At 33.7% G+C, this 21160-nt stretch carries 14 protein-coding genes; 12 read left to right on the forward strand and 2 right to left on the reverse strand.

Going from position 1 to position 21160, the window contains the following annotated elements; genetic code table 11:
* Position 1: 1 nt before the first annotated feature.
* The 12 genes from pta (at position 2) to PQ462_RS08325 (ending at position 20272) form a co-directional block, all read left to right on the forward strand.
* Entirely contained in the window at positions 2 to 2095 is a 2094-nt protein-coding gene (gene pta / locus PQ462_RS08270; protein ID WP_274253072.1) for a phosphate acetyltransferase, read from the forward strand.
* A gap of 165 nt (positions 2096 to 2260) precedes the next feature.
* A complete protein-coding gene (locus PQ462_RS08275) occupies positions 2261 to 3445 on the forward strand; it encodes an acetate/propionate family kinase (RefSeq protein ID WP_274253073.1) in 1185 nt (394 codons plus the stop codon).
* 23 nt (positions 3446 to 3468) lie between these two features.
* Positions 3469 to 3894: a DUF3995 domain-containing protein gene (locus tag PQ462_RS08280; protein ID WP_274253074.1), complete on the forward strand. Its 426-nt coding sequence runs from the start codon at positions 3469 to 3471 to the stop codon at positions 3892 to 3894.
* A 68-nt stretch (positions 3895 to 3962) separates the two neighbouring features.
* Entirely contained in the window at positions 3963 to 6707 is a 2745-nt protein-coding gene (locus PQ462_RS08285; protein ID WP_274253075.1) for a helix-turn-helix and ligand-binding sensor domain-containing protein, read from the forward strand.
* A 244-nt stretch (positions 6708 to 6951) separates the two neighbouring features.
* Positions 6952 to 9954: a SusC/RagA family TonB-linked outer membrane protein gene (locus PQ462_RS08290; RefSeq protein WP_274253076.1), complete on the forward strand. Its 3003-nt coding sequence runs from the start codon at positions 6952 to 6954 to the stop codon at positions 9952 to 9954.
* Positions 9955 to 9958: 4 nt separating this feature from the next.
* On the forward strand, positions 9959 to 11422 hold the full coding sequence (locus tag PQ462_RS08295) for a RagB/SusD family nutrient uptake outer membrane protein (protein WP_073409163.1): 1464 nt from the start codon (positions 9959 to 9961) through the stop codon (positions 11420 to 11422).
* 75 nt (positions 11423 to 11497) lie between these two features.
* Positions 11498 to 12871, forward strand: coding sequence for a glucoamylase family protein (locus tag PQ462_RS08300; RefSeq protein ID WP_274253077.1), 1374 nt, complete (start codon positions 11498 to 11500; stop codon positions 12869 to 12871).
* A gap of 6 nt (positions 12872 to 12877) precedes the next feature.
* Positions 12878 to 13591 (forward strand): prolyl oligopeptidase family serine peptidase, encoded by a 714-nt coding sequence (locus PQ462_RS08305; RefSeq protein WP_274253078.1) that lies wholly within the window; start codon positions 12878 to 12880, stop codon positions 13589 to 13591.
* Positions 13592 to 13601: 10 nt separating this feature from the next.
* Positions 13602 to 15902, forward strand: a complete 2301-nt coding sequence (gene bglX, locus PQ462_RS08310) for a beta-glucosidase BglX (RefSeq protein ID WP_274253079.1) — start codon at positions 13602 to 13604, stop codon at positions 15900 to 15902.
* 89 nt (positions 15903 to 15991) lie between these two features.
* Positions 15992 to 16765, forward strand: coding sequence for a glycerophosphodiester phosphodiesterase family protein (locus tag PQ462_RS08315; protein ID WP_274253081.1), 774 nt, complete (start codon positions 15992 to 15994; stop codon positions 16763 to 16765).
* Positions 16766 to 16792: 27 nt separating this feature from the next.
* The gene (locus PQ462_RS08320) at positions 16793 to 18715 is read left to right on the forward strand and encodes a discoidin domain-containing protein (protein ID WP_274253082.1); all 1923 of its coding nucleotides are present in this window, start codon (positions 16793 to 16795) and stop codon (positions 18713 to 18715) included.
* A gap of 165 nt (positions 18716 to 18880) precedes the next feature.
* Entirely contained in the window at positions 18881 to 20272 is a 1392-nt protein-coding gene (locus tag PQ462_RS08325; protein ID WP_274253083.1) for a M20/M25/M40 family metallo-hydrolase, read from the forward strand.
* 68 nt (positions 20273 to 20340) lie between these two features.
* Here PQ462_RS08325 and PQ462_RS08330 read toward each other — a convergent pair whose 3' ends face one another.
* Both PQ462_RS08330 and PQ462_RS08335 read right to left on the reverse strand, forming a co-directional pair.
* A complete protein-coding gene (locus tag PQ462_RS08330; RefSeq protein WP_274253084.1) occupies positions 20341 to 20649 on the reverse strand; it encodes a hypothetical protein in 309 nt (102 codons plus the stop codon).
* 4 nt (positions 20650 to 20653) lie between these two features.
* A complete protein-coding gene (locus PQ462_RS08335; protein WP_012025497.1) occupies positions 20654 to 21106 on the reverse strand; it encodes a Coq4 family protein in 453 nt (150 codons plus the stop codon).
* Positions 21107 to 21160 lie beyond the last annotated feature (54 nt).

A 21160-nucleotide genomic window follows, 5' to 3' on the forward strand; every position in this document is an offset into this window, starting at 1 on the left:
TATGAGTAAAGCAATATATATAGCCACTAGTGATTACAACAGTGGTAAATCAATTATCACACTCGGTTTAATGAGTATCTTGATTGGTAAAACGGCTAAAGTGGGTTATTTTAGGCCTATAATCGAAGATTTTGTTGATGGTGAGGTTGATAATCATATCGAAACCGTTTTGTCTTATTTTAACCTTGATATTGATTTTGAAGATGCCTATGCAATTACAAAAAGCAAATTGATTAAAAAGAAAAACAAAGGAAAAATAGGCGAGGTTCTGGATCTTATTATTGAAAAATACAAAAAACTCGAAGAACGCTTTGATTTTGTTTTGGTTGAAGGAACGAGTTTTACAGGCGAAGGAACTTCGATCGAATTGGATTTAAATGTTTTAATTGCTAAGAATCTGGGAATTCCAACCATAATTGTAGGTTCAGGAGTTGGTAAAACCTTAGAAGAACTTTTAGACAGTTTGTACTTAGTTTATGATTCTTTCAAAGTAAAAGAAGTAGAAGTCCTGTCAGTTTTTGCAAATAAAGTACAGCCGGAAAATATTGAATTGGTTACAAAAAGTCTGCAGAAGACTTTACCTTCAAATGTTTTAATCAATACAATTCCGCTTATTTCGAGTTTGAATAACCCAACCATGCAGGAAATTGTAAACGAATTGAACGCCAAAGTTTTGTTTGGAGAAAACTATCTGAATAATGAAATTGGACATTACAGCGTTGGAGCGATGCAGCTTCATAATTATCTGGTTCATTTACACGATAATGCTCTCGTGATTACTCCGGGAGACCGTTCTGATATTATTTTAGGAGCTTTACAAGCCAATGAATCGGCTAATTATCCCACTATTTCGGGAATTATCTTAACCGGCAATATTGTTCCTGAGGAAAGCATTTTAAAACTCATTGAAGGACTTTCTGCAATTGTTCCTATTATTGCTGTTGATGGCGGTACTTATCATATTACAAATAAAATAGGATCGATTAAATCTGAGATTTATGCCAACAACACGCATAAAATTGAAACCTCAATAACTACTTTTGAGAAATACGTTAATAACGACGCTTTATCTGAAAGATTAATCACTTTCCAGGCAGAAGGCATGACGCCGAAAATGTTTCAATACAATATGGTTAAAAGGGCTAAACAGCATAGAAAACATATTGTACTGCCAGAAGGAAATGACGACAGAATTATTACGGCTGCATCAAGATTGTTAGATATGGATGTGGTCGATATTTCGATTATTGGAGATAAAAAACAAATTGAAAACAAAGTCGTAGAACTAGGCATCACTTTAGATTTTTCAAAAGTAAACATCATCAACCCAATAGAATCTGAAATGTATGAAGATTATGCTAATACTTATTACGAGCTTAGAAAAGCTAAAAACGTAAGTATTACAATGGCAAGGGATTTAATGGAAGATGTTTCGTATTTTGGAACCATGATGGTGTATAAAGGCCATGCAGACGGAATGGTTTCGGGTGCAGCACATACAACGCAGCATACCATTTTACCGGCATTGCAATTCATTAAAACCAAACCAAATTCATCTGTAGTTTCTTCTGTGTTTTTTATGTGTTTAGAAGACCGTGTTTCTGTTTTTGGAGATTGTGCCATCAATCCAAACCCAACGGCACAACAATTGGCAGAAATAGCAATTTCTTCGGCAGAATCAAGTTTAGCTTTTGGTATTGAACCAAAAATAGCTATGCTTTCATATTCTTCTGGTTCATCTGGAAAAGGAGATGAGGTAGACAAAGTAAGGACAGCTACAGCAATTGTAAAAGAAAAAAGACCAGATTTAAAAATTGAAGGTCCAATTCAGTACGATGCAGCAGTTGATTTAAGTGTTGGAAAAAGTAAAATGCCGGATTCAGAAGTGGCAGGACAAGCAAGTGTATTGATTTTTCCTGATTTAAATACCGGAAACAATACCTACAAAGCTGTTCAAAGAGAAACCGGAGCTTTGGCAATTGGACCAATGTTACAAGGACTAAACAAACCTGTAAACGATTTAAGCCGCGGCTGTACGGTTGATGATATTATTAATACAGTCGTAATTACAGCGATTCAGGCACAGGGAATGTAAATAATTGTGAATTGTTAATGGTAAATTATGAATTATACTTTGCCTTAAAATTACTTTTATTTCAATTTGAATTCGTTACATTAAAAATATAAAATAAAAAGTTCTGAGTCTTAAAAAAAAACTCAGCACCTTATAAACTCAGCATCTTAGAACCTTAAAAAAGAAATGAAAATACTAATTATAAACTCAGGAAGTTCTTCAATTAAATATCAATTAATGGTAATGCCGGCAAATGAAGTAATTTGTTCAGGCATGATTGACAGAATTGGTTTAGAAACATCAAATATTACTTTTAAAACAGCTTCAAATTCATTTGAAGAAATACTGCCAGTTCCAACTCACAAAGTAGGATTGCAAAAAGTAGCCGATATGCTTCTGGATCCAGAAACGGGAGTAATAAAAACCACATCAGAAATTGCCGCAGTAGGGCATAGAGTGGTTCATGGAGGAAGTTATTTTTCGAACACAACAGTTATTACCGAAGAAGTAAAAGAAAAAATTAAAGAACTTTCAGAACTGGCTCCGCTTCACAATCCGGCACATTTAGTTGGAATAAACGTTGCCGAAGAAATTTTTGCTTCTGCAAAACAAGTAGCCGTTTTTGATACCGCTTTTCATCAGACAATTCCGGTTGAAGCACATAAATATGCTATTCCTAATTTTCTTTTAACAGAACATAAAGTTCGTGTTTATGGTTTTCATGGAACAAGTCATAAATATGTTTCAGAAAAGGCGATTAATTATTTAGAAAAAGGTTCTAAAATCATTACCATTCATTTAGGAAACGGCTGTAGTATGACAGCTGTAAAAGACGGAAAAAGCATCGATACCACTATGGGGTTTTCGCCAGCAAATGGTTTAGTTATGGGAACCCGTGCAGGCGATATAGATCAGTCGGTTATTTTTTATATGGTAAAAAGCTTAGGTTATACACCAGATGAAGTGAATTCTATTCTGCTAAAACAAAGCGGAATGCTTGGTCTTACCGGATATAGTGATCTTCGTGATATTGAATCTAAAGCATCAGAAGGCGATAAAGACTGCCAGCTGGCATTATTAATGAATGCTTACAGAATTAGAAAAACAATTGGTTCTTATGCCGCAGCTTTAAACGGATTAGATGCCATAGTATTTACAGCTGGTATTGGAGAAAATTCTTCGTTTATGCGTAATTTAATCTGTACAGATATGGATTATTTTGGAATTGAAATTGACAAAGAAAAGAATCAAATTCGTTCTAAAGAAATTAGAGAAATTAATACTCCAAATTCTATTGTAAAAGTTCTGGTTGTGCCAACAGACGAAGAATTTGAAATTGCAAATCAGGTTTATCAGTTATTAGAGAATTAATCTCTTAAAAATAAACTTTAACAATGGCAAAAATCATTGCAGTACTACTATTTTTTGTATTTCTTTTTCTTTCATTAATCCATGTTTATTGGGCTTCTGGAGGAAAATGGGGAACTAAAGGTGTTTATCCGACACCTGATGCACAAACTCCTCCAAAAAATCCAGGAATAGTGCCTACATTGATAGTTGCTGTTGGTTTGTTTGGTTTTGGTATTTTTTATTTAATAAAAGTCAGAATCGTTTCTGCAGTGTTGCCGCTTTGGCTGGAAAAATATGGTCTTTGGATTTTAATGACAATATTTACTGTAAGAGCAATTGGAGATTTCAAATATCTTGGGTTTTTCAAAAAAATAAAAAATACCAAATTCGGACAGAATGATTCACATTATTTTGCTCCTTTATGCCTCATAATCGGTATTCTAACTTTGCTGATTGCTGTTACGGGCTAAATCTCATCTTGTTTTTAAAGCTGAAAATTAAATATTTGTGATTATCTTTGGATTTAAATCCGAATATCTTGAAATCGATACTTTTAAAATCAGTTTTCTTCTTTTTCATTGGTTTTCAAATCCAAGCACAAGAATTACTTCCTTTCGTAGAAAATTACAATAAATCAGATTATCAGGGCGACAATCAAATATGGAATGTTGCTCAGGGTAAAGATAAAGCGATGTATTTTGCCAATAATCACTATCTGCTTAGATATGATGGTGTTGTTTGGGAAAAATACTCACTTCCTAATAAAACCATTATTCGTTCGATATTAATTGAAGGTGATCGAATTTACTCCGGATCCTATAAAGAATTTGGGTATTGGTACCGCGAAAACGGAAAAATGCATTATGTTTCGATTACAAAGAACCTGCGTTTGTTTGATGAAAAAGATAATGAAGAAATCTGGAAGATTTTTAGATTCAATGGTTCACTCTATTTTCAGTCTTTTAATGATGTTTTTATTTATAATGGAAAACATATCAAAAAAATCAAGTTTCCATTCTTAATTTCCTATTGTTTTGTTGTAGACAATAATGTTTACGTGGCTTCTGTAGACAAAGGTCTTTTTAAAATGGATGGGTCAAAGATTTCAAATCCAAAAGGATGGGATATTTTAAAAAACACAGTTGTTCATGCAATTGAGAAATACAAAAATCAAACTTACATTTTTACGCAGAAGAAAGGAATCTATGTAGTCGAAAAAAATGGTTTAAAACCGTGGGATAATCCATTAAACGAAACTTTTAAGTCGAATGGAATTAATGTAGCGAAATTTATTAAAAACAATAAACTTGTTGTAGGAACAGGAAATAAAGGTGTTTTTATTTATGATTTCAATACAAATACCTTTAAAAATATTGACCGAAATAATGTTTTGATGAACAATTCTGTTCTAAGCATTGGTTTCGACAAAGAAGAAGATTTATGGCTGGGACTTGATAACGGAATTGCTCATGTCGAAATTAATTCGCCTATTTCCTTTTTTTATGACAATTCTGGTATTTTAGGATCTGTATATTCTGTAGCAACAATAGATAAAGGATATTTAATTGCTTCTAATCATGGAATTTTTGAATTCAATTCAGGAAATTTTAAAATGATGCCCGGCACACAAGGTCAGGGCTGGAATATTACTAAAATAGGAGAAAAATATATCATTGGTCATAATGACGGAACTTTTGGTTACGAAAAAGGAGCGCTTACTAAAATAAACAACATTAGCGGCGGGTGGAATTTATCTAAAAGTATGATAAATGAAACTTATTTTCAATCGACTTATAGCGGCGTTTTAGTATATAATGATGTTTCAAACCTTACACAGAGCATAAAAATTAATGATCTTTCAAAGCCTATAAAATATGTAGCTCAAAATAAGAAAAATGAAATTTGGGCAGCCGACAATTACCGAGGTTTATACAGAGTGCTTTTTGATGATAATTTTAAAACCCAAAAAGTCGAAAATATTACACAGCAGAGTAAAATCGCAAATGATTTTGGTGTAAAAATTTTTGAATTTAGAAATGAAATACTTTTTCTAATTAATAATGTTTGGTACACGTTTAATTCTATTTCTAATAAATTAGAAGAAAATGAGTTATTCAATACCAATTTTAAAAACATTACCGATGTTGTAGCGATCGATAAAGATCATTTTATAGTACTTCAGGAAGGTATTTTGTATCATATTTATTCTCATGACAATAAGTTTGTCTGGAATATGATTCAGGAGAAATATTACAAAGGAAAACTCATTAACGAAAATCTGAGAATTTTTAGAAGCCACAATCATTATTTAATGAATCTTGATGACGGTTTTATTTCACTTCAGCTCGGTTATGAAAATAAACAAAATAAAGGAGTAAAAGTTGAAGCTTATAATGAAAAAGAATTATTGCCAAATGAAGGTAAGATAAAACACAACACAGAACTTCGTGTAAATGTAATCTCCGGAATTTATGGTGCCAGTAAACCCAATTTGTTTTATCAGATTAATAAAGGAAAAAATTATATTCCGATTTCAAATGGTGCAATTGTTTTAAACAACTTAAGCAGCGGATCGCATTCTATTGTGATTTTTAAAAATGACGGGGCTAATTATGATAAAGTTTCCAGTTTTGATTTTAAAGTTGCGCAGCCTTGGTATTTTTCTTTTTGGATGATTTTCCTTTATTTGTTAGTAATAGGAGCAGTGTTGTTTTTCTATTACAAATGGAATAAACTTCGTTATACTCAAAAATTAAAATTACAAGCCGAAGAATTGAAGCATCAGCGTGAAATTCTTGAAATGGAGCTGAAAAAAGAAAATGAATTAAATATTCAGGAATATGAAAAACATATTCTTGAACTTGAACTGCAAAGTAAATCTTCTGAAGTCGCAGGAAAATCTCTGTCTATTGCTAAACAAAGTGAAATGATCGAGAATATTCAAAATATTCTGGACTCTGAAAAAGATTTCAATAAACTTAAAAGTGAAATCAAAAAAGCAATTAAGATAAATGAAGTAAATAAACACGAATGGGAAATATTTGAAACTAACTTAAATCAAATCCATAATGAGTTTATCATAAATTTATCTAAAAAGTATCCTCAATTAACTCCAAAGGATATTAAACTGTGTGTTTATTTAAAAATGAATCTTTCTTCAAAAGAAATTGCACCTATGATGAATATCTCTTTTAGAGGTGTAGAACTGCATAGATATCGCCTTAGAAAGAAGCTAAACCTGACTCAGGACGAAAACCTGTCGAAGTTTTTATTAACTCTGTAAGATTTGGTTTTATTTTTTAAAGATTTTATATTTTTAATCATCAATTTTTACATAATTCTAATACATCATTACTACATCATAACGTTATGTTAATGAATTTTCTTTAACATTTATTGTGTTGATAATCATTGTAATAAATTTGTTTTTTAACACAATGATGTAGCTGTGTAGTAGTGGTATTTGATGTACTACAACGTTGTAATTGCTTAATTTGGCTCTACTAACTTAAACGATTACAAACTGTATGAAAAATTTTATTTTTAGCTTATTTGTGCTCTTAATGCTTCCAGCATATATGTCTGGGCAGGCACAAGCGATTAAAGGAAAAGTAGTTGACAGCAGCGGAATGGGGATTCCGGGAGCAATCATTGCTTCATCTGACGCTAGAGCAACTGCTGATGCAGATTTCGACGGAAACTTTACAATTAATGCAAAACCAGGAGACATTTTAAAAATCTCTATGTTAGGCTTTGATTCAGTTTCTGTACCGGCAACTGCCGCACCAATGACAATTACTTTAAAAGAAGCAGGTGATACTGCCTTAAAAGAAGTTGTAGTAATTGGATATGGTACAAGAAAAAAGATTGACAATACTTCTGCTGTAAGTTCTCTAAAATCAGAGGAAATTACAAAAATGAAGGTGTCAAATGCAACTCAGGCTATTCAGGGGAAAGCAGCCGGGGTTCAAGTAACTTCTTCTAATACGCCTGGAGGAACACCTTCAGTAATTATCAGGGGGGTTGGTACAGCATTAGGAGGAAGAAACCCTTTATATGTTGTGGATGGAATGCCAACTGACAACATCAATAACATTAACACAAATGATATTACTTCTTATGAAGTTCTAAAAGATGCCTCTGCACTTGCTATTTATGGTACTAGAGGTGCGAATGGTGTGATCATGATTACTACAAAAGCTGGTAAAGGTAAAATGACTATTGATTTTGATAGTTATAGTGGATTTAAATCTGCTTTGAAAAAAGTGAAAATGGCTAATAGTGAGGAGTTTGCTCGTTATAGTAATGCCGCTTTTAACGATCCAGCTAAATTTTCTTTGAATCAGCCAATTAATACAAATTGGTATGATGAAATTACGCGCACAGGAACTTATTCAGAAAACAATCTCGCATTGTCTGGTTCATCAGAAAGTATTAAATACTTTTTAAGTGCAGGAAACTACCAAGAAAAAGGAATTTTGAATGGAACAGATTATTCTCGTACAACTATTAGAAGTAACAACGAGTATAAAATTTCTGAAAGACTTAAATTAAGCCAGAATTTTAGTGTGAGCTCAATAAAAAACACACCAAAACCATTATCTGCATTTACAACAGCTTACAGACAATCGCCAATCGTACCAGTGCGTTATGCTGATGGTAAATATGGTGTTCCTTTTGTAAATAATGGAGTTGCTGCAGAAACAGGTTCTCAATTTAATTCAGTTGGAAATCCAGTAAGTGCTATCGATTATAATAATGAAAAACAGCAAACTGTTATTTTACAAGGAGGTTTAAAATTAGATTTTGATATTACAAAATCATTAAAATTCACTTCCCAATTTAACGGAGAGTTTTATACTTATAAGCAATATAATTATGTTGACAATCTAGCTATTTGGTTAGCTGCAGACCCAAACAGAGTTGTAGATGCATACGATCCAAAAAGTAATATCAATACCTTAACAAGAAATAGAGATCAATATTTCAACTGGAACTTATCTAACTATTTTACTTATAATAAAGTGTTTGCTGAAATTCACGATGTTGAGGTGACTGCGGGTATTGAGGCAAACGTTATTGGTACAAGAGAAAAACTTGGTATTACTAGAAAAAATGTCGAAGCTAATTCTAATTACTGGGCATTAGACGGCGTTCCTTATGCTGCAAATGTTGTTGGTTATACAGATGTAGCATTAAATCAGCAAAAATTATCATCATATTTTGCACGTTTCCAATACAAATTAATGGACAGATATTTGTTTACAGGAACAGTAAGACGCGACGGATCTTCACAGTTTTCTGAAGGTAACCGTTGGGGAACTTTCCCATCATTTGGTGCTGGATGGATTGTAACTAAAGAAAATTTCTTAAGCAATGTAAAAGGTCTTGATTTATTAAAGATTAGAGGTTCTTGGGGTAGATTAGGAAATCAGAAAGTGCCTTTGAACAATCAGACTTTTACTTCAGGGTTAAATTATGGACCAGATTCAAGTTCAGGAATTACTGTTGACTCAGCTGTAGATCCAAACTTATCATGGGAAATTGTTGAAGAACTTTCAGCAGGTTTTGACATTGAAATGTTTAATAACAGATTAAAAGGATCTTTTGATGTTTATGATAAAAACACAACAAATGCCATTTTATATGTTTTACCATATTCAACTTCAGGACTTACTCAAAGAACTGCTACTCACGTAGGAGAGGTTTCAAACAAAGGTTATGAAATTGCTCTTCGTTGGGATGATAAAATCAATGATAATTTAAGTTACTGGGTTGGAGGTAATTTCTCTCACAACAAAAATAAATTAGCTAGTTTGAACAATCCTTCAATTGCTCCAATTGTAGCAGGAAATTTAGGGAACGGTCAGAATACTAAAATACTTGATATTACATCTGTTGGACAGCCAATAGGAAGTTTTTACATGTACGAATATGCAGGAATAGATCCAACAAATGGACAAATGTTATACTACAATGCAAGTGGTAATAAAGTTGCTCAAGGCGCTTTAAATGAAGTTAATGATAAAAAATATGTTGGTTCAGTTTTACCTACAGCAAACTACGGTGTAACATTAGGTTTAACATATAAAGCTATTGATTTTTCTGTTGACGGATATGGTACAGGAGGAGCAAAAGTCTACAATGGTAAAAAAGCACAGCGTTTTTCTGGAGAAAATGTAGAGGCTTCTTTAACTCGTGATTTCTGGACTCCAACAAACACAACGGCTTCAAATCCGGCTCCATTTAACCAAGTTCCTGTTGCTTCAACTTATTACTTAGAATCAGCTGACTTTTTTAGAATTAATAACATTACAGTTGGATACAAACTTCCTTTAAATGAAAATGGATTTATCAACTACTGTAGAATTTATGTAAATGCTGTAAATCCATTTATTACTCAAAAATTCTCAGGGTTTTCACCGGAAGCATTGGGAGACGGAGAATTAGTTACAGGTACTCAGGGAGTTGAGTTAGATGCTTACCCATCATTGAGATCATTTGTTATTGGAGCTAATTTAAAATTTTAATATTATGAAAAGAATATATATATCATTGTTTATACTTGCTGGACTCTTTTCAGGATGTTCAGATGATTTTTTAGATGTTGATCAGACGGATAAAATTCCTGTTGATGTAGAATATCTAAATACTGATAGTAAAGCTGCAGAATTGGTTACCTCTATTTACAACCAGTTTTTATCTTGGGACATGTCATCTTTTGGATGGAATGGGGTAACAAGTATTATTTCTGATGATGCAGATAAAGGTTCTGACCCAGGGGATACTGGTGCAGATAAGGATGTATTGGATGCATTAACTTACAATGCTTCAACTCCATCATTTGAAAGTGTTTGGAAAGCAAATTATGCCGGAATCAATAGATGTAATCAGGCATTAACGTATCTGCCGCAATTAGACAAAGTAACTCCTGCATTGAGAAATAGATTAATTGGCGAAGCAAAATTCATGAGAGCTTTCATGTACTTTACTTTAGTAAAAGGGTATGGTGCAGTCCCAATTGTTGACCGTTTAGCTAATATACCGTTAACACCAGAAGATAAAGAAATGCAGTTAACTCGTAGACCTGTCTCTGATGTTTATGCTTTTATTGAAAAAGATTTAGCAGAAGCTGCTGAGGCGTTACCAGAAAAAAGCACTTATTCAGGAAATGACAAACAAAGAGTTTCAAAAGGTTCGGCTTATGCATTATTAGCAAAAGTAAATTTATACTTGAAAAACTGGCAGGCTGTAATTGATAATTGTGATAAAGTAACGGGCTATTCATTAGTTGCGGATTATTCTTCACAATTTAAATTAGAAGGTGAATTTGGTTCAGAATCAATTTTTGAAATCAACGGTGTTGGTTCACCAACTTCTGATCAAAAATTAGGAATTGGTAACTATACTGTATCTCAGGCACCAAGAGGTGCTGGAGGATGGGGCTGGGGTTTCAACACACCAACTCAAGGCCTTGCTAATGCTTACGAGCCAGGTGATGTTAGAAAAAATGCTACAATTATCTTTAGAGGTTCAGTTTTATATGATGGAAGAGTTGTGGCTTCAACAGTAACAAATCCGATGTACAACTACAAAGCATACTCATCAGATTTTTACAATCTTGAATTTACAGATACAAACCTAAGATATTTAAGATATGCTGAAGTTTTATTAATGAAAGCAGAAGCTCTTAATGAATTGGGGCAGACAAGTGCAGCAGTTCCGTTCTTAAACCAAGTAAGACACAGAGCTAATTTAGGTGATACCCCTGCAGTTTCGCAAGCAGATGTGAGAACCGCAATCTGGAAAGAAAGAAGGGTAGAACTTGCTTTTGAACATGACAGATGGTTTGATCTTGTTAGAACAGGTCAGGCGCAGGCAGCTATGGCGGCAGATGGAAAAACATTTGTGGTTGGAAAACATGAATTATGGCCTATACCAACATTTTTCATTAGAGAATCAGTGGGATATTCAACTCAAAACCCAGGCGGTTATTAATCAAAATCTTATATCACTTTCTCCAGAATCATTCTGGAGGAAGTGATTATTTATTACAATCTCAAAATCTTTATAATGATTAGAATTTCAGTTTTATTTTTAGCTTTTGCTTTTTTTAGTTGTGGATCGAATGATAAGTCGAAAGAAAATGCACAGGAAAATACCTCTGGCGTTACAGCATTAACAGACGAACAGCTTTTAGACGCTGTTCAAAAACAAACTTTTAAATACTTCTGGGATTATGCAGAACCAAATTCTGGATTAGCCAGAGAACGTTACCATCCAGACGGAAATTATCCTGAAAATGATTCAAATATCGTTACAACAGGAGGTTCAGGTTTTGGATTAATGGCTCTTGTATCAGGAATGTCTCAAGGATATATTACTAAAGAGCAAGGTGTAGAACGTCTTAATAAAATTGCAGATTTTTTAGGCAAAGCAGATCGTTTTCACGGAGCATGGTCACATTGGATTGACGGAAATACAGGAAAAGTAAAACCTTTTGGAACCAAGGATAATGGAGGCGATTTAGTCGAAACCTCATTTTTGGTTGCAGGAATGATTACAGTTCGTGAATATCTTAAAGATGGTTCTGAAAAAGAAAAAGCTGTAGCACAAAAATTTGATGCACTTTGGAAAGGTGTTGACTGGCAATGGTACACAAATAATAAAAATGTTCTATACTGGCACTGGTCTCCGAGTTATGCCTGGGAAATGAATTTTCCTCTTCAAGGTTATAACGAATGTCTGATCACTTATGTAATGGCAGCGTCTTCGCCAACTCATACAATCGATGCGAAAGCATATCACGAAGGATGGGCGAGAAGCGGTGGCATAGTTTCTTCAAAAACAAAATACAATATTCCACTTATTTTAAAGCACAATGGTGCAGAAGAATTTGGAGGTCCGTTATTCTGGGCACATTATTCTTATGTAGGTTTAGATCCAAATCAGTTAACAGATAAGTATGCAAACTACTGGGATTTAAATGTAAACCAAACCAAAATCAATTATCAGTATTGCGTTCAAAATCCAAATAAAAATGCAGGTTATGGCCCAGATTATTGGGGTTTAACAGCATCATATTCTAGAAATCCTGATGGTTCTATTGGATATAATGCACACATGCCAAGCAACGATCAAGGTGTGATTTCACCTACTGCTGCAATCAGTTCAATAGTGTACACACCAAAAGAATCGATGGCTTTAATCAGAAACTTATATGATAATCATAAAGATGAAACATGGGGAGATGCAGGTTTTTATGATGCACTTAGTTTAGGAAACAAATGGGCAGCAAAACGTTATCTGGCAATTGATCAAGGCCCTGAAGTGGTTATGATCGAAAATTACAGAACAGGTTTATTATGGAAATTATTCATGAATGCACCTGAAGTAAAACAAGGCTTAACAAAACTTGGATTCAAATCTGGTAAATACGGAATTTAAGCTTCTATGAAAAATACATTAGCATTTTTATTTCTGTTGCTTTCTATCGTTGTTTTTGGGCAGACCGAAACAACGGGGAAAATCAATACAGTTATAATGTCTAAATATGAGCTTGGTTATGTTTTGCATAAACAGGCAAATACAAAAGAGAAAAAGCCTCTAATAGTTTTTATTTCTGGAGATGGAGAAAAAGGAACAGACCTTGAAAAAGTAAAAGTTCATGGTCCGTTAAAATATTTAAAAACACATCAATTAGACGCCTACGTTCTGGCTCCGCAATGCAAGGAAGATGAGAACTGGGATATAGAATCGATTTATCAGCTGATTTTAAAAATTCAGAAAGAAAACAAAATCGATTCAGACAGAATATATGTTACTGGTTTGAGCTCAGGAGGCTGGGCTTCTTGGAATTTGGCTTTTGCACATCCGGATCTATTTGCAGCAAACGTACCTGTCGCTGGCTTTGTAGATTTAATTCAGTTAGAACACGCTTGTGAAATAGCCAATATTCCTACCAGAATTTTCCACGGATTATTAGATGATGTGGTGAATGTGAATTATGCAATTACGATTTATAAAGAATTAAAAAAGTGTAATGCAAAAGACGTAAAGCTTACCATTTTTGATGATGCAAATCATGACAGCTGGACAAAAGTGTATGATAATCAGGAAATCTACGACTGGATGTTTCAGCAGAAAAAAACAAATACAAACAAATAAATAAAATAGAATGAAAAACAAATTAGTCTTACTTTTTTTAGGATGCGCTGTTTTGGGTTACGCTCAAAAAAAGCCGGCTAAAAATACAGTGAAAATTAAACCAAAGTCTGAATTTGTGGCGGAGTTAATGTCAAAAATGACTTTAGACGAGAAATTGGGTCAGTTAAACCTGCCAACATCTGGTGATATTACCACAGGTCAGGCAAACAGCTCAAATGTGGCAAAAAACATTGCTGAAGGAAAAGTGGGTGGTTTGTTTAACATTAAATCAGTTCAAAAAATTAAAGAAGTACAGAAAATTGCGGTTGAAAAAAGCCGTTTAAAAATTCCGTTGCTTTTTGGTATGGACGTAATTCACGGTTACGAAACAACATTCCCAATTCCGTTAGGATTATCTTGTACTTGGGATATGGGCTTAATTGAAAGAAGTGCGCAGATTGCTGCAAAAGAAGCAAGTGCAGACGGTATCAACTGGACATTTTCTCCAATGGTTGATATTTCTCGTGATCCAAGATGGGGAAGAGTTTCTGAAGGTTCGGGAGAAGATCCATACTTAGGAAGCCAGATTGCAAAAGCGATGGTAAACGGATATCAGCAGCATGATCTTTCAAAAAATAACTCAATTTTAGCTTGTGTTAAGCACTTCGCATTATATGGAGCACCAGAAGGCGGACGTGATTACAACACGGTTGATATGAGCCATATTAGAATGTTTAATGACTATTTTCCTCCTTACAAAGCAGCAGTTGATGCTGGTGTAGGTTCGGTTATGGCTTCTTTCAACGAAGTTGACGGAATTCCAGCAACTGGAAACAAATGGTTAATGACAGATGTTTTAAGAAAACAATGGGGTTTTAAAGGATTTGTAGTAACTGATTTTACAGGAATTCCTGAAATGATCGAACATGGAATGGGGAATCTTCAAGATGTTTCAGCTTTAGCATTAAACGCTGGAGTTGAAATGGATATGGTTGGAGAAGGTTTCTTAGGAACTCTAAAAAAATCTTTAGACGAAGGAAGAGTAAAAATCGAAACAATAGATAATGCTGTAAAACTTATTTTAGAAGCAAAATACGATTTAGGATTATTTCAGGACCCATACAAATATTGTGATGAGAAAAGAGCAAAAACTGAAATCTTCACAACAGACAGCAGAAAAGAAGCACGTGAAATTGCAGCACAATCTTTAGTTTTATTAAAAAACCAAAACCAGCTTTTACCACTTAAAAAATCTGGAACAATTGGTTTAATCGGACCATTGGCAGATGCTAAAGAAAACATGCCAGGAACCTGGAGTGTGGCTACAAAAATGGAAAATGCCGTTTCGTTATTGAGAGGTATTAAAGAAGTTGCCGGAGCTGGAACTAAAGTTTTATATGCAAAAGGAAGCAATTTAGATTACGATGAAACTTTTGAATCCAATGCGACAATGTTTGGTAAAACATTACATCGTGATGCTCGTTCAAAAGAAGAATTATTAGCAGAAGCTTTAAAAGTAGCTGAGCAGTCAGATGTAATTGTAGCAGCACTTGGAGAATCTGCAGAGATGAGCGGAGAATCTAGCAGCCGTACAAACTTAGAAATTCCACAAGCGCAAAAAGATTTATTAAACGCTTTATTAAAAACAGGAAAACCAGTTGTTTTAGTTTTATTTGACGGACGTCCGTTAGTAATTACAGACGAAGAGAAAACAGTTCCTGCAATTTTAAATGCTTGGTTCGCAGGTACAGAAGCTGGTTATGCTATTGCTGATGTATTATTTGGAGATGTAAATCCTTCTGGAAAATTGACTTCAACTTTCCCAAGAAGCGTTGGACAGCTGCCAATTTACTACGCACACAAAAATACTGGAAGACCACTTTCTAATACAGAAGGTAAATTCGAAAAATTCAGATCTAATTATATTGACGAAAGAAATGAGCCTTTATTCCCATTCGGATTTGGTTTAAGCTATACGACTTTTGATTATTCAAACCTGAAAATTTCTTCTGATAAAATGAATCCATCTGGAAAATTGAAAGTAACTGTTGATGTAACAAACACTGGAAATTTTGACGGAAAAGAAACCGTTCAGTTATACATTAGAGATTTAGTTGGTTCAGTAACAAGACCAGTTAGAGAATTAAAAGGTTTCCAAAAAATAGCACTTAAAAAAGGTGAAAAACAAACCGTAAGTTTTGATATTACTGTTGAAGATTTAAAATTTTATAACTCTGATTTGCAATTTGCAGCAGAGCCTGGACAGTTTGATATTTTCGTTGGAGGAAATTCAAATGCCGATAAGAAAGTTAGTTTTGAGTTAACTAAATAGTTGGTTTATTGATTAGTTAAAAGCCCTTCGTTTGGAGGGCTTTTTTTTAAACTGAAGAGCCATTTTTGTAATTTTTTAACTACGTTATAATGAATACTCTAAAAATATTTAGTGCAATATGTCTTATCGCTTTTTCATATTGCAATGCCCAAAAAAATGCGATAGTTGCTCATCGCGGCGCCTGGAAAAAAAATAATCTGCCCGAAAATTCAATTGCATCATTACGACATGCAATTGATTTAAAATTACCGGGTTCAGAGTTTGATGTCTGGAGAACGGCTGATGATTCACTTGTAATCAATCATGATGCGCATTACAATAAACTTCTTATAGAAGAAACAAATTATGCAGATTTGATAAAGTTTAAACTTTCAAACGGAGAAAAACTCCCAACCCTTCATGAATACATTTCAGAAGGAATGCGAAATAACAAGTACACACTTTTGGTCTGTGAAATCAAACCTTCAGAAATTAGTAAAGAAAGAGGACAAAAAACGGGTGTAGCAGCAGTCGAAACCATTAAAAAATTAAAAGCCGATAAAAACACCTGCTACATCAGTTTTGATTATGATATTCTAAAGAAAATCAGAGAAATTGATTCTAAAACTTCTCTGCAGTATTTAGAAGGAAATAAATCTCCAAAAGAAATAAAAGCAGATAAAATTAACGGTGTTGATTATCATTATTCTGTTTTTCAAAAACATCCAGAATGGATACAGGAAGCAAAAGATAACAAAATTATTCTAAATGCCTGGACTGTTAACGACGCTAAAGATATGGATTGGATTATTGAACATAAATTCAATTACATTACAACCAACGAGCCAGAACTTTTAAGCGAAAGATTAAAAGCAAAAAAGTAAGTTTTCAAACTTTACAAACAATCAACCATGAAAAATATATATAAACAACTTGTACTGCCTGTTTTATGCGGTTTGATATTTTTTAGTCAAAACCTTTCGGCACAAAATTCGGGTAAAACGGAATGGTTTGATCCATCAAAACCCGCAACTACTTATTGTAATCCAATTAACATTGGTTATAATTTTACGACACACAATCATAACGGAATTCCTGAATCTCGCCGTTCCAGCGCCGATCCTGTAATTATTACTTATAAAGGCGAATATTATTTATTTGCTACCAATCAGGCTGGATTTTTTTGGAGTAAAGATATGTCAGACTGGAATTTTGTTTACGGAAGTTTTCAAAGACAGCCTGGCGACGATGACCAATGCGCACCAGCGGCCTGGGTAGTAAATGACACATTGTTTTATGTAGGTTCAACCTGGAAAAGAGATCATCCAATCTGGAAAACTGCCGACCCAAAATCTGGTAGATGGACACGTCACGTAGATAAGGCAATGCTGCCAACCTGGGATCCTGCTATTTTTCAGGATGATGATAAAAAAGTCTACATGTATTATGGTTCAAGCGGAAAATTGCCTTTAGTGGGCGTTGAAGTAGATTATAACACATGGCTTCCAAAAGGAAATCAGGCAGATTATGCAACATTATACAAAGCAACAGAAGTTGAAGATATTCAAAAAACATACGGACAAATTAAAGAAGTTGCTATTTTAGAACCTTCTCAACACGGATGGGAACGTTTTGGACCAAACAATGATATGGAACCTGCACCTTGGGGGAATTTTATCGAAGGAGCGTGGATGACCAAACACAGCGGAAAATATTACATGCAGTACGGTGCACCGGCAACAGAATTTAAAGGTTATGCAAATGGAGTTCATGTTGGAGATAATCCGCTTGGACCATTTACCTATCAAAAACACAATCCGATGTCTTATAAACCAGGCGGATTTGTAATTGGAGCAGGGCACGGAAATACTTTTGCTGATAATTACGGAAATTACTGGAATACAGGAACCTGTAAAATTTCAATCAAAGATCGTTTTGAACGTCGTATAGATATGTTTCCGGCAGGATTTGATAAAGATGATGTAATGTATTCTATCACTGCTTATGGAGATTTCCCTATTGTATTGCCAACAAGCCAGCGTGATCAAACCAAAGGAGCTTCATCTGGCTGGATGCTGCTTTCATATAAAAAGCCTGTAACCGTTTCCTCTTCTGAAGAATGTATGGAAGTTGAAACGCACAGAATGGATAACGGAGGGAAAAAAGTATATGAGAAATTCTGTTACGGGCCAGAAAACCTTACAGATGAAAATATTCAAACCTATTGGTCTGCTAAAACAAGTAATGCTGGAGAATGGCTGCAAATGGATTTAGGAAGACCGATGGAAATAAATGCGCTGCAGATTAATTATGCCGATCATAAAGCCACTCAGTTTAATAAAGCAATGGATATTTATTATCAGTATAAAATTTTCATGTCTGATGACGCTCAAAACTGGACTTTGGTTGTAGATAAATCTAAAAATGATAAAGATGCACCTCATGACTATGTAGAACTTACAAAATCATTTAAAGCGCGTTATATTAAGATGGAAAACATTCATAATGCATCTGGATTATTTGCGATTTCTGATTTCAGGGTTTTTGGAAACGGATTAGCAGCAAAACCAAAAGCTGTTGCTTCTTTTAAAGTAGACAGAAATAAAGCAGATTCCAGAAATGCCATGATTTCATGGAAAAAGCAATATGATGCCGTTGGATATAATATTTATTACGGAATTGAACCAGATAAATTATACAACAGTATTATGGTTTACGGCGACAATTCTTATGACTTTAGAGGTTTAGATAAAGGAACAAAATACTATTTTACAATTGAGCCTTTTAATGAAAACGGAATAGGAACGAAAAATAAAATTATCGAAGTAAAATAGCTTTATTTTATTAAAAACATAAAAACTCTAATTATAAACTAACAGGTTTGTAATTAGAGTTTTTTTTGAGAAAGGATATGGAAAAACTCTGACAATTTTATAGAATTTTTGTTTCTTTGTGGAATAAGCCAAGAAATTGGAAGAAACCCAAAATGCTAAAAAACTATGAAAAAAACAATTCTTTTAACTGCGTTAGTTTTAAACGGATTGACATTATTTGCGCAGTCAAATGATGAAAAAAACATCAAATTATTTTATAAAAAAGCTTTAACAGAAGCGAAGTGTTATTCTTGGTTAGAATATCTTTCTAACGATATTGGAAGTCGTTTGTCTGGATCAAAAGGTGCTGCAGAAGCAGTAGAATACACTAAAAGACAATTAGAAAGCATAGGTCTTGATAAAGTATATTTACAAGAAGTTATGGTTCCTCACTGGGTACGCGGTGAAAAAGAAACTGCTTATATCTTAGACGGAAAAGTAAAAACTAATGTACCAATTTGTGCTTTAGGAGGGTCTGTTGCAACTCCAAAAACAGGACTTACAGCAGAGATAATCGAAGTACAGGGGATTAAAGAATTAGCTGAACTTGGTGCTGATAAAGTAAAAGGAAAAATTGTGTTTTATAACAGACCAATGAATCCTGAAAACATTGAAACTTTTACATCATACGGTGCATGTGTAGACCAAAGATATGCCGGTGCAAAAGAAGCGGCAAAACTTGGAGCAGTAGGAACAATTGTTCGTTCTATGAATTTGCGTTTAGATGATTTCCCACATACAGGAGCACAAAGCTATGGTGATTTACCAAAAGAACAATATATTCCAACTGCTGCAATTAGTACAAACGGAGCTGAATTGTTAAGTAAAACTTTGAAAGCAAATCCAGCTTTAAAATTTTATTTCAAACAATCTTGCGAAACGCTGCCGGATGTATTGTCACATAACGTTGTTGGAGAATTAACAGGAACTGTAAGTCCTGAAAACATTATGGTTGTGGGCGGTCACTTAGATTCTTGGGATTTAGCTGATGGTTCTCATGATGATGGAGCAGGAGTAGTGCAGAGTATGGAAGCAGTTCGTATTCTTAAAAACCTAAACTACAAACCAAAGAATACAATTCGTGTAGTATTGTTTATGAATGAAGAAAACGGCGGAAAAGGCGGTGCTAAATACGAAGAAATTTCAAAGCAAAATAAAGAGAATCACATTTTTGCATTAGAAAGCGATTCAGGCGGATTTTCTCCAAGAGGATTTTCTATTGAAGCTGACGATGTCAATTTGAAAAAAATACAAGGATTTAAAGACTTTTTTGAGCCTTATTTAGTACACAGTTTTACAATTGGGCACGCAGGTTCAGATATCAGTCATTTAACGTCTAAAGCGATCGTTAAAGCAGGTTTAAAACCAGATTCACAACGTTACTTTGATTACCACCATGCAGCAAACGATAAATTTGATGCTATTAACAAAAGAGAATTAGAATTAGGTGCAGCAACAATGACGTCATTATTATATTTAATTGACCAAACCGGAATTGTTATTCCTGCAGCAAACTAAAATTTTAAAAATAGATTATAAAGAAAAAGCCGTGAGTATAGCTCACGGCTTTTTTTATTTCATAAAACTCAATTAATTTTCATCACCACCAGATAATACAAAAATGTAATAGGAATATTAGAAAGAACAATTAGAATTTTAAATCCAATATCTTTTCGATATTCCGGTAAATGAATAAGCCTTTCGGTTAGATGAAAAAGCATAATCGCATTAAGTACTATTCCTGATAAGGCAAACGGCCATGCAATTACTAAAATATTAGGACTTTCATTTGAAATGATATAAAGCATAAACAAAAGTGTGCTGATAATAAAAGTTCCAACAGCCAGTTCTGTAGATTGTTTTTCTTCAAAGTGTTTATTGTGTATTGTTTTCATGATCTTAAATATTAAAAGTTTGTTGAATAGATTGTATAGGCATTGAAAGCATTTTTGAAAAATCCAGATAATGAAATGAATGTGCTTGTTTCCCTCTTTTATACTGCTCAACGAAATACTTTATCTGTTTGGGATAAAAAAGAGTTCCGGATAAAATAACCATATACAAATACAAACTTCTTTTTCCATTTCCGAAAAGATAATACTGCATGCCGATTTCTTCATAAACAGAAATTCCGGTATTCGTAAGAACATGTATAATATCGTGATCTTCCAATTTCTCCTGAATATCAAAATGATTTTTATGTAGAAAATTTCCTAAACCATATCCTAAGCTATCTTTAGGAAAATTAAACAGCTGTTTTTTATCAATATTCCAAGGCTCGTTTTTCTTAAAATATTTTTGATACGGCTTTTTAGTGCATTCGTATAATTTTTCAATTAAATAATCTCTCATAGTTGTGCTGGTTAAAAGTTCTTTGAAATTCAAAGTAAATAGTTAAAATAAAAA

Origin of the sequence: Flavobacterium sp. KACC 22758 (assembly GCF_028736135.1) — a bacterium.
Taxonomy (GTDB): domain Bacteria; phylum Bacteroidota; class Bacteroidia; order Flavobacteriales; family Flavobacteriaceae; genus Flavobacterium; species Flavobacterium johnsoniae.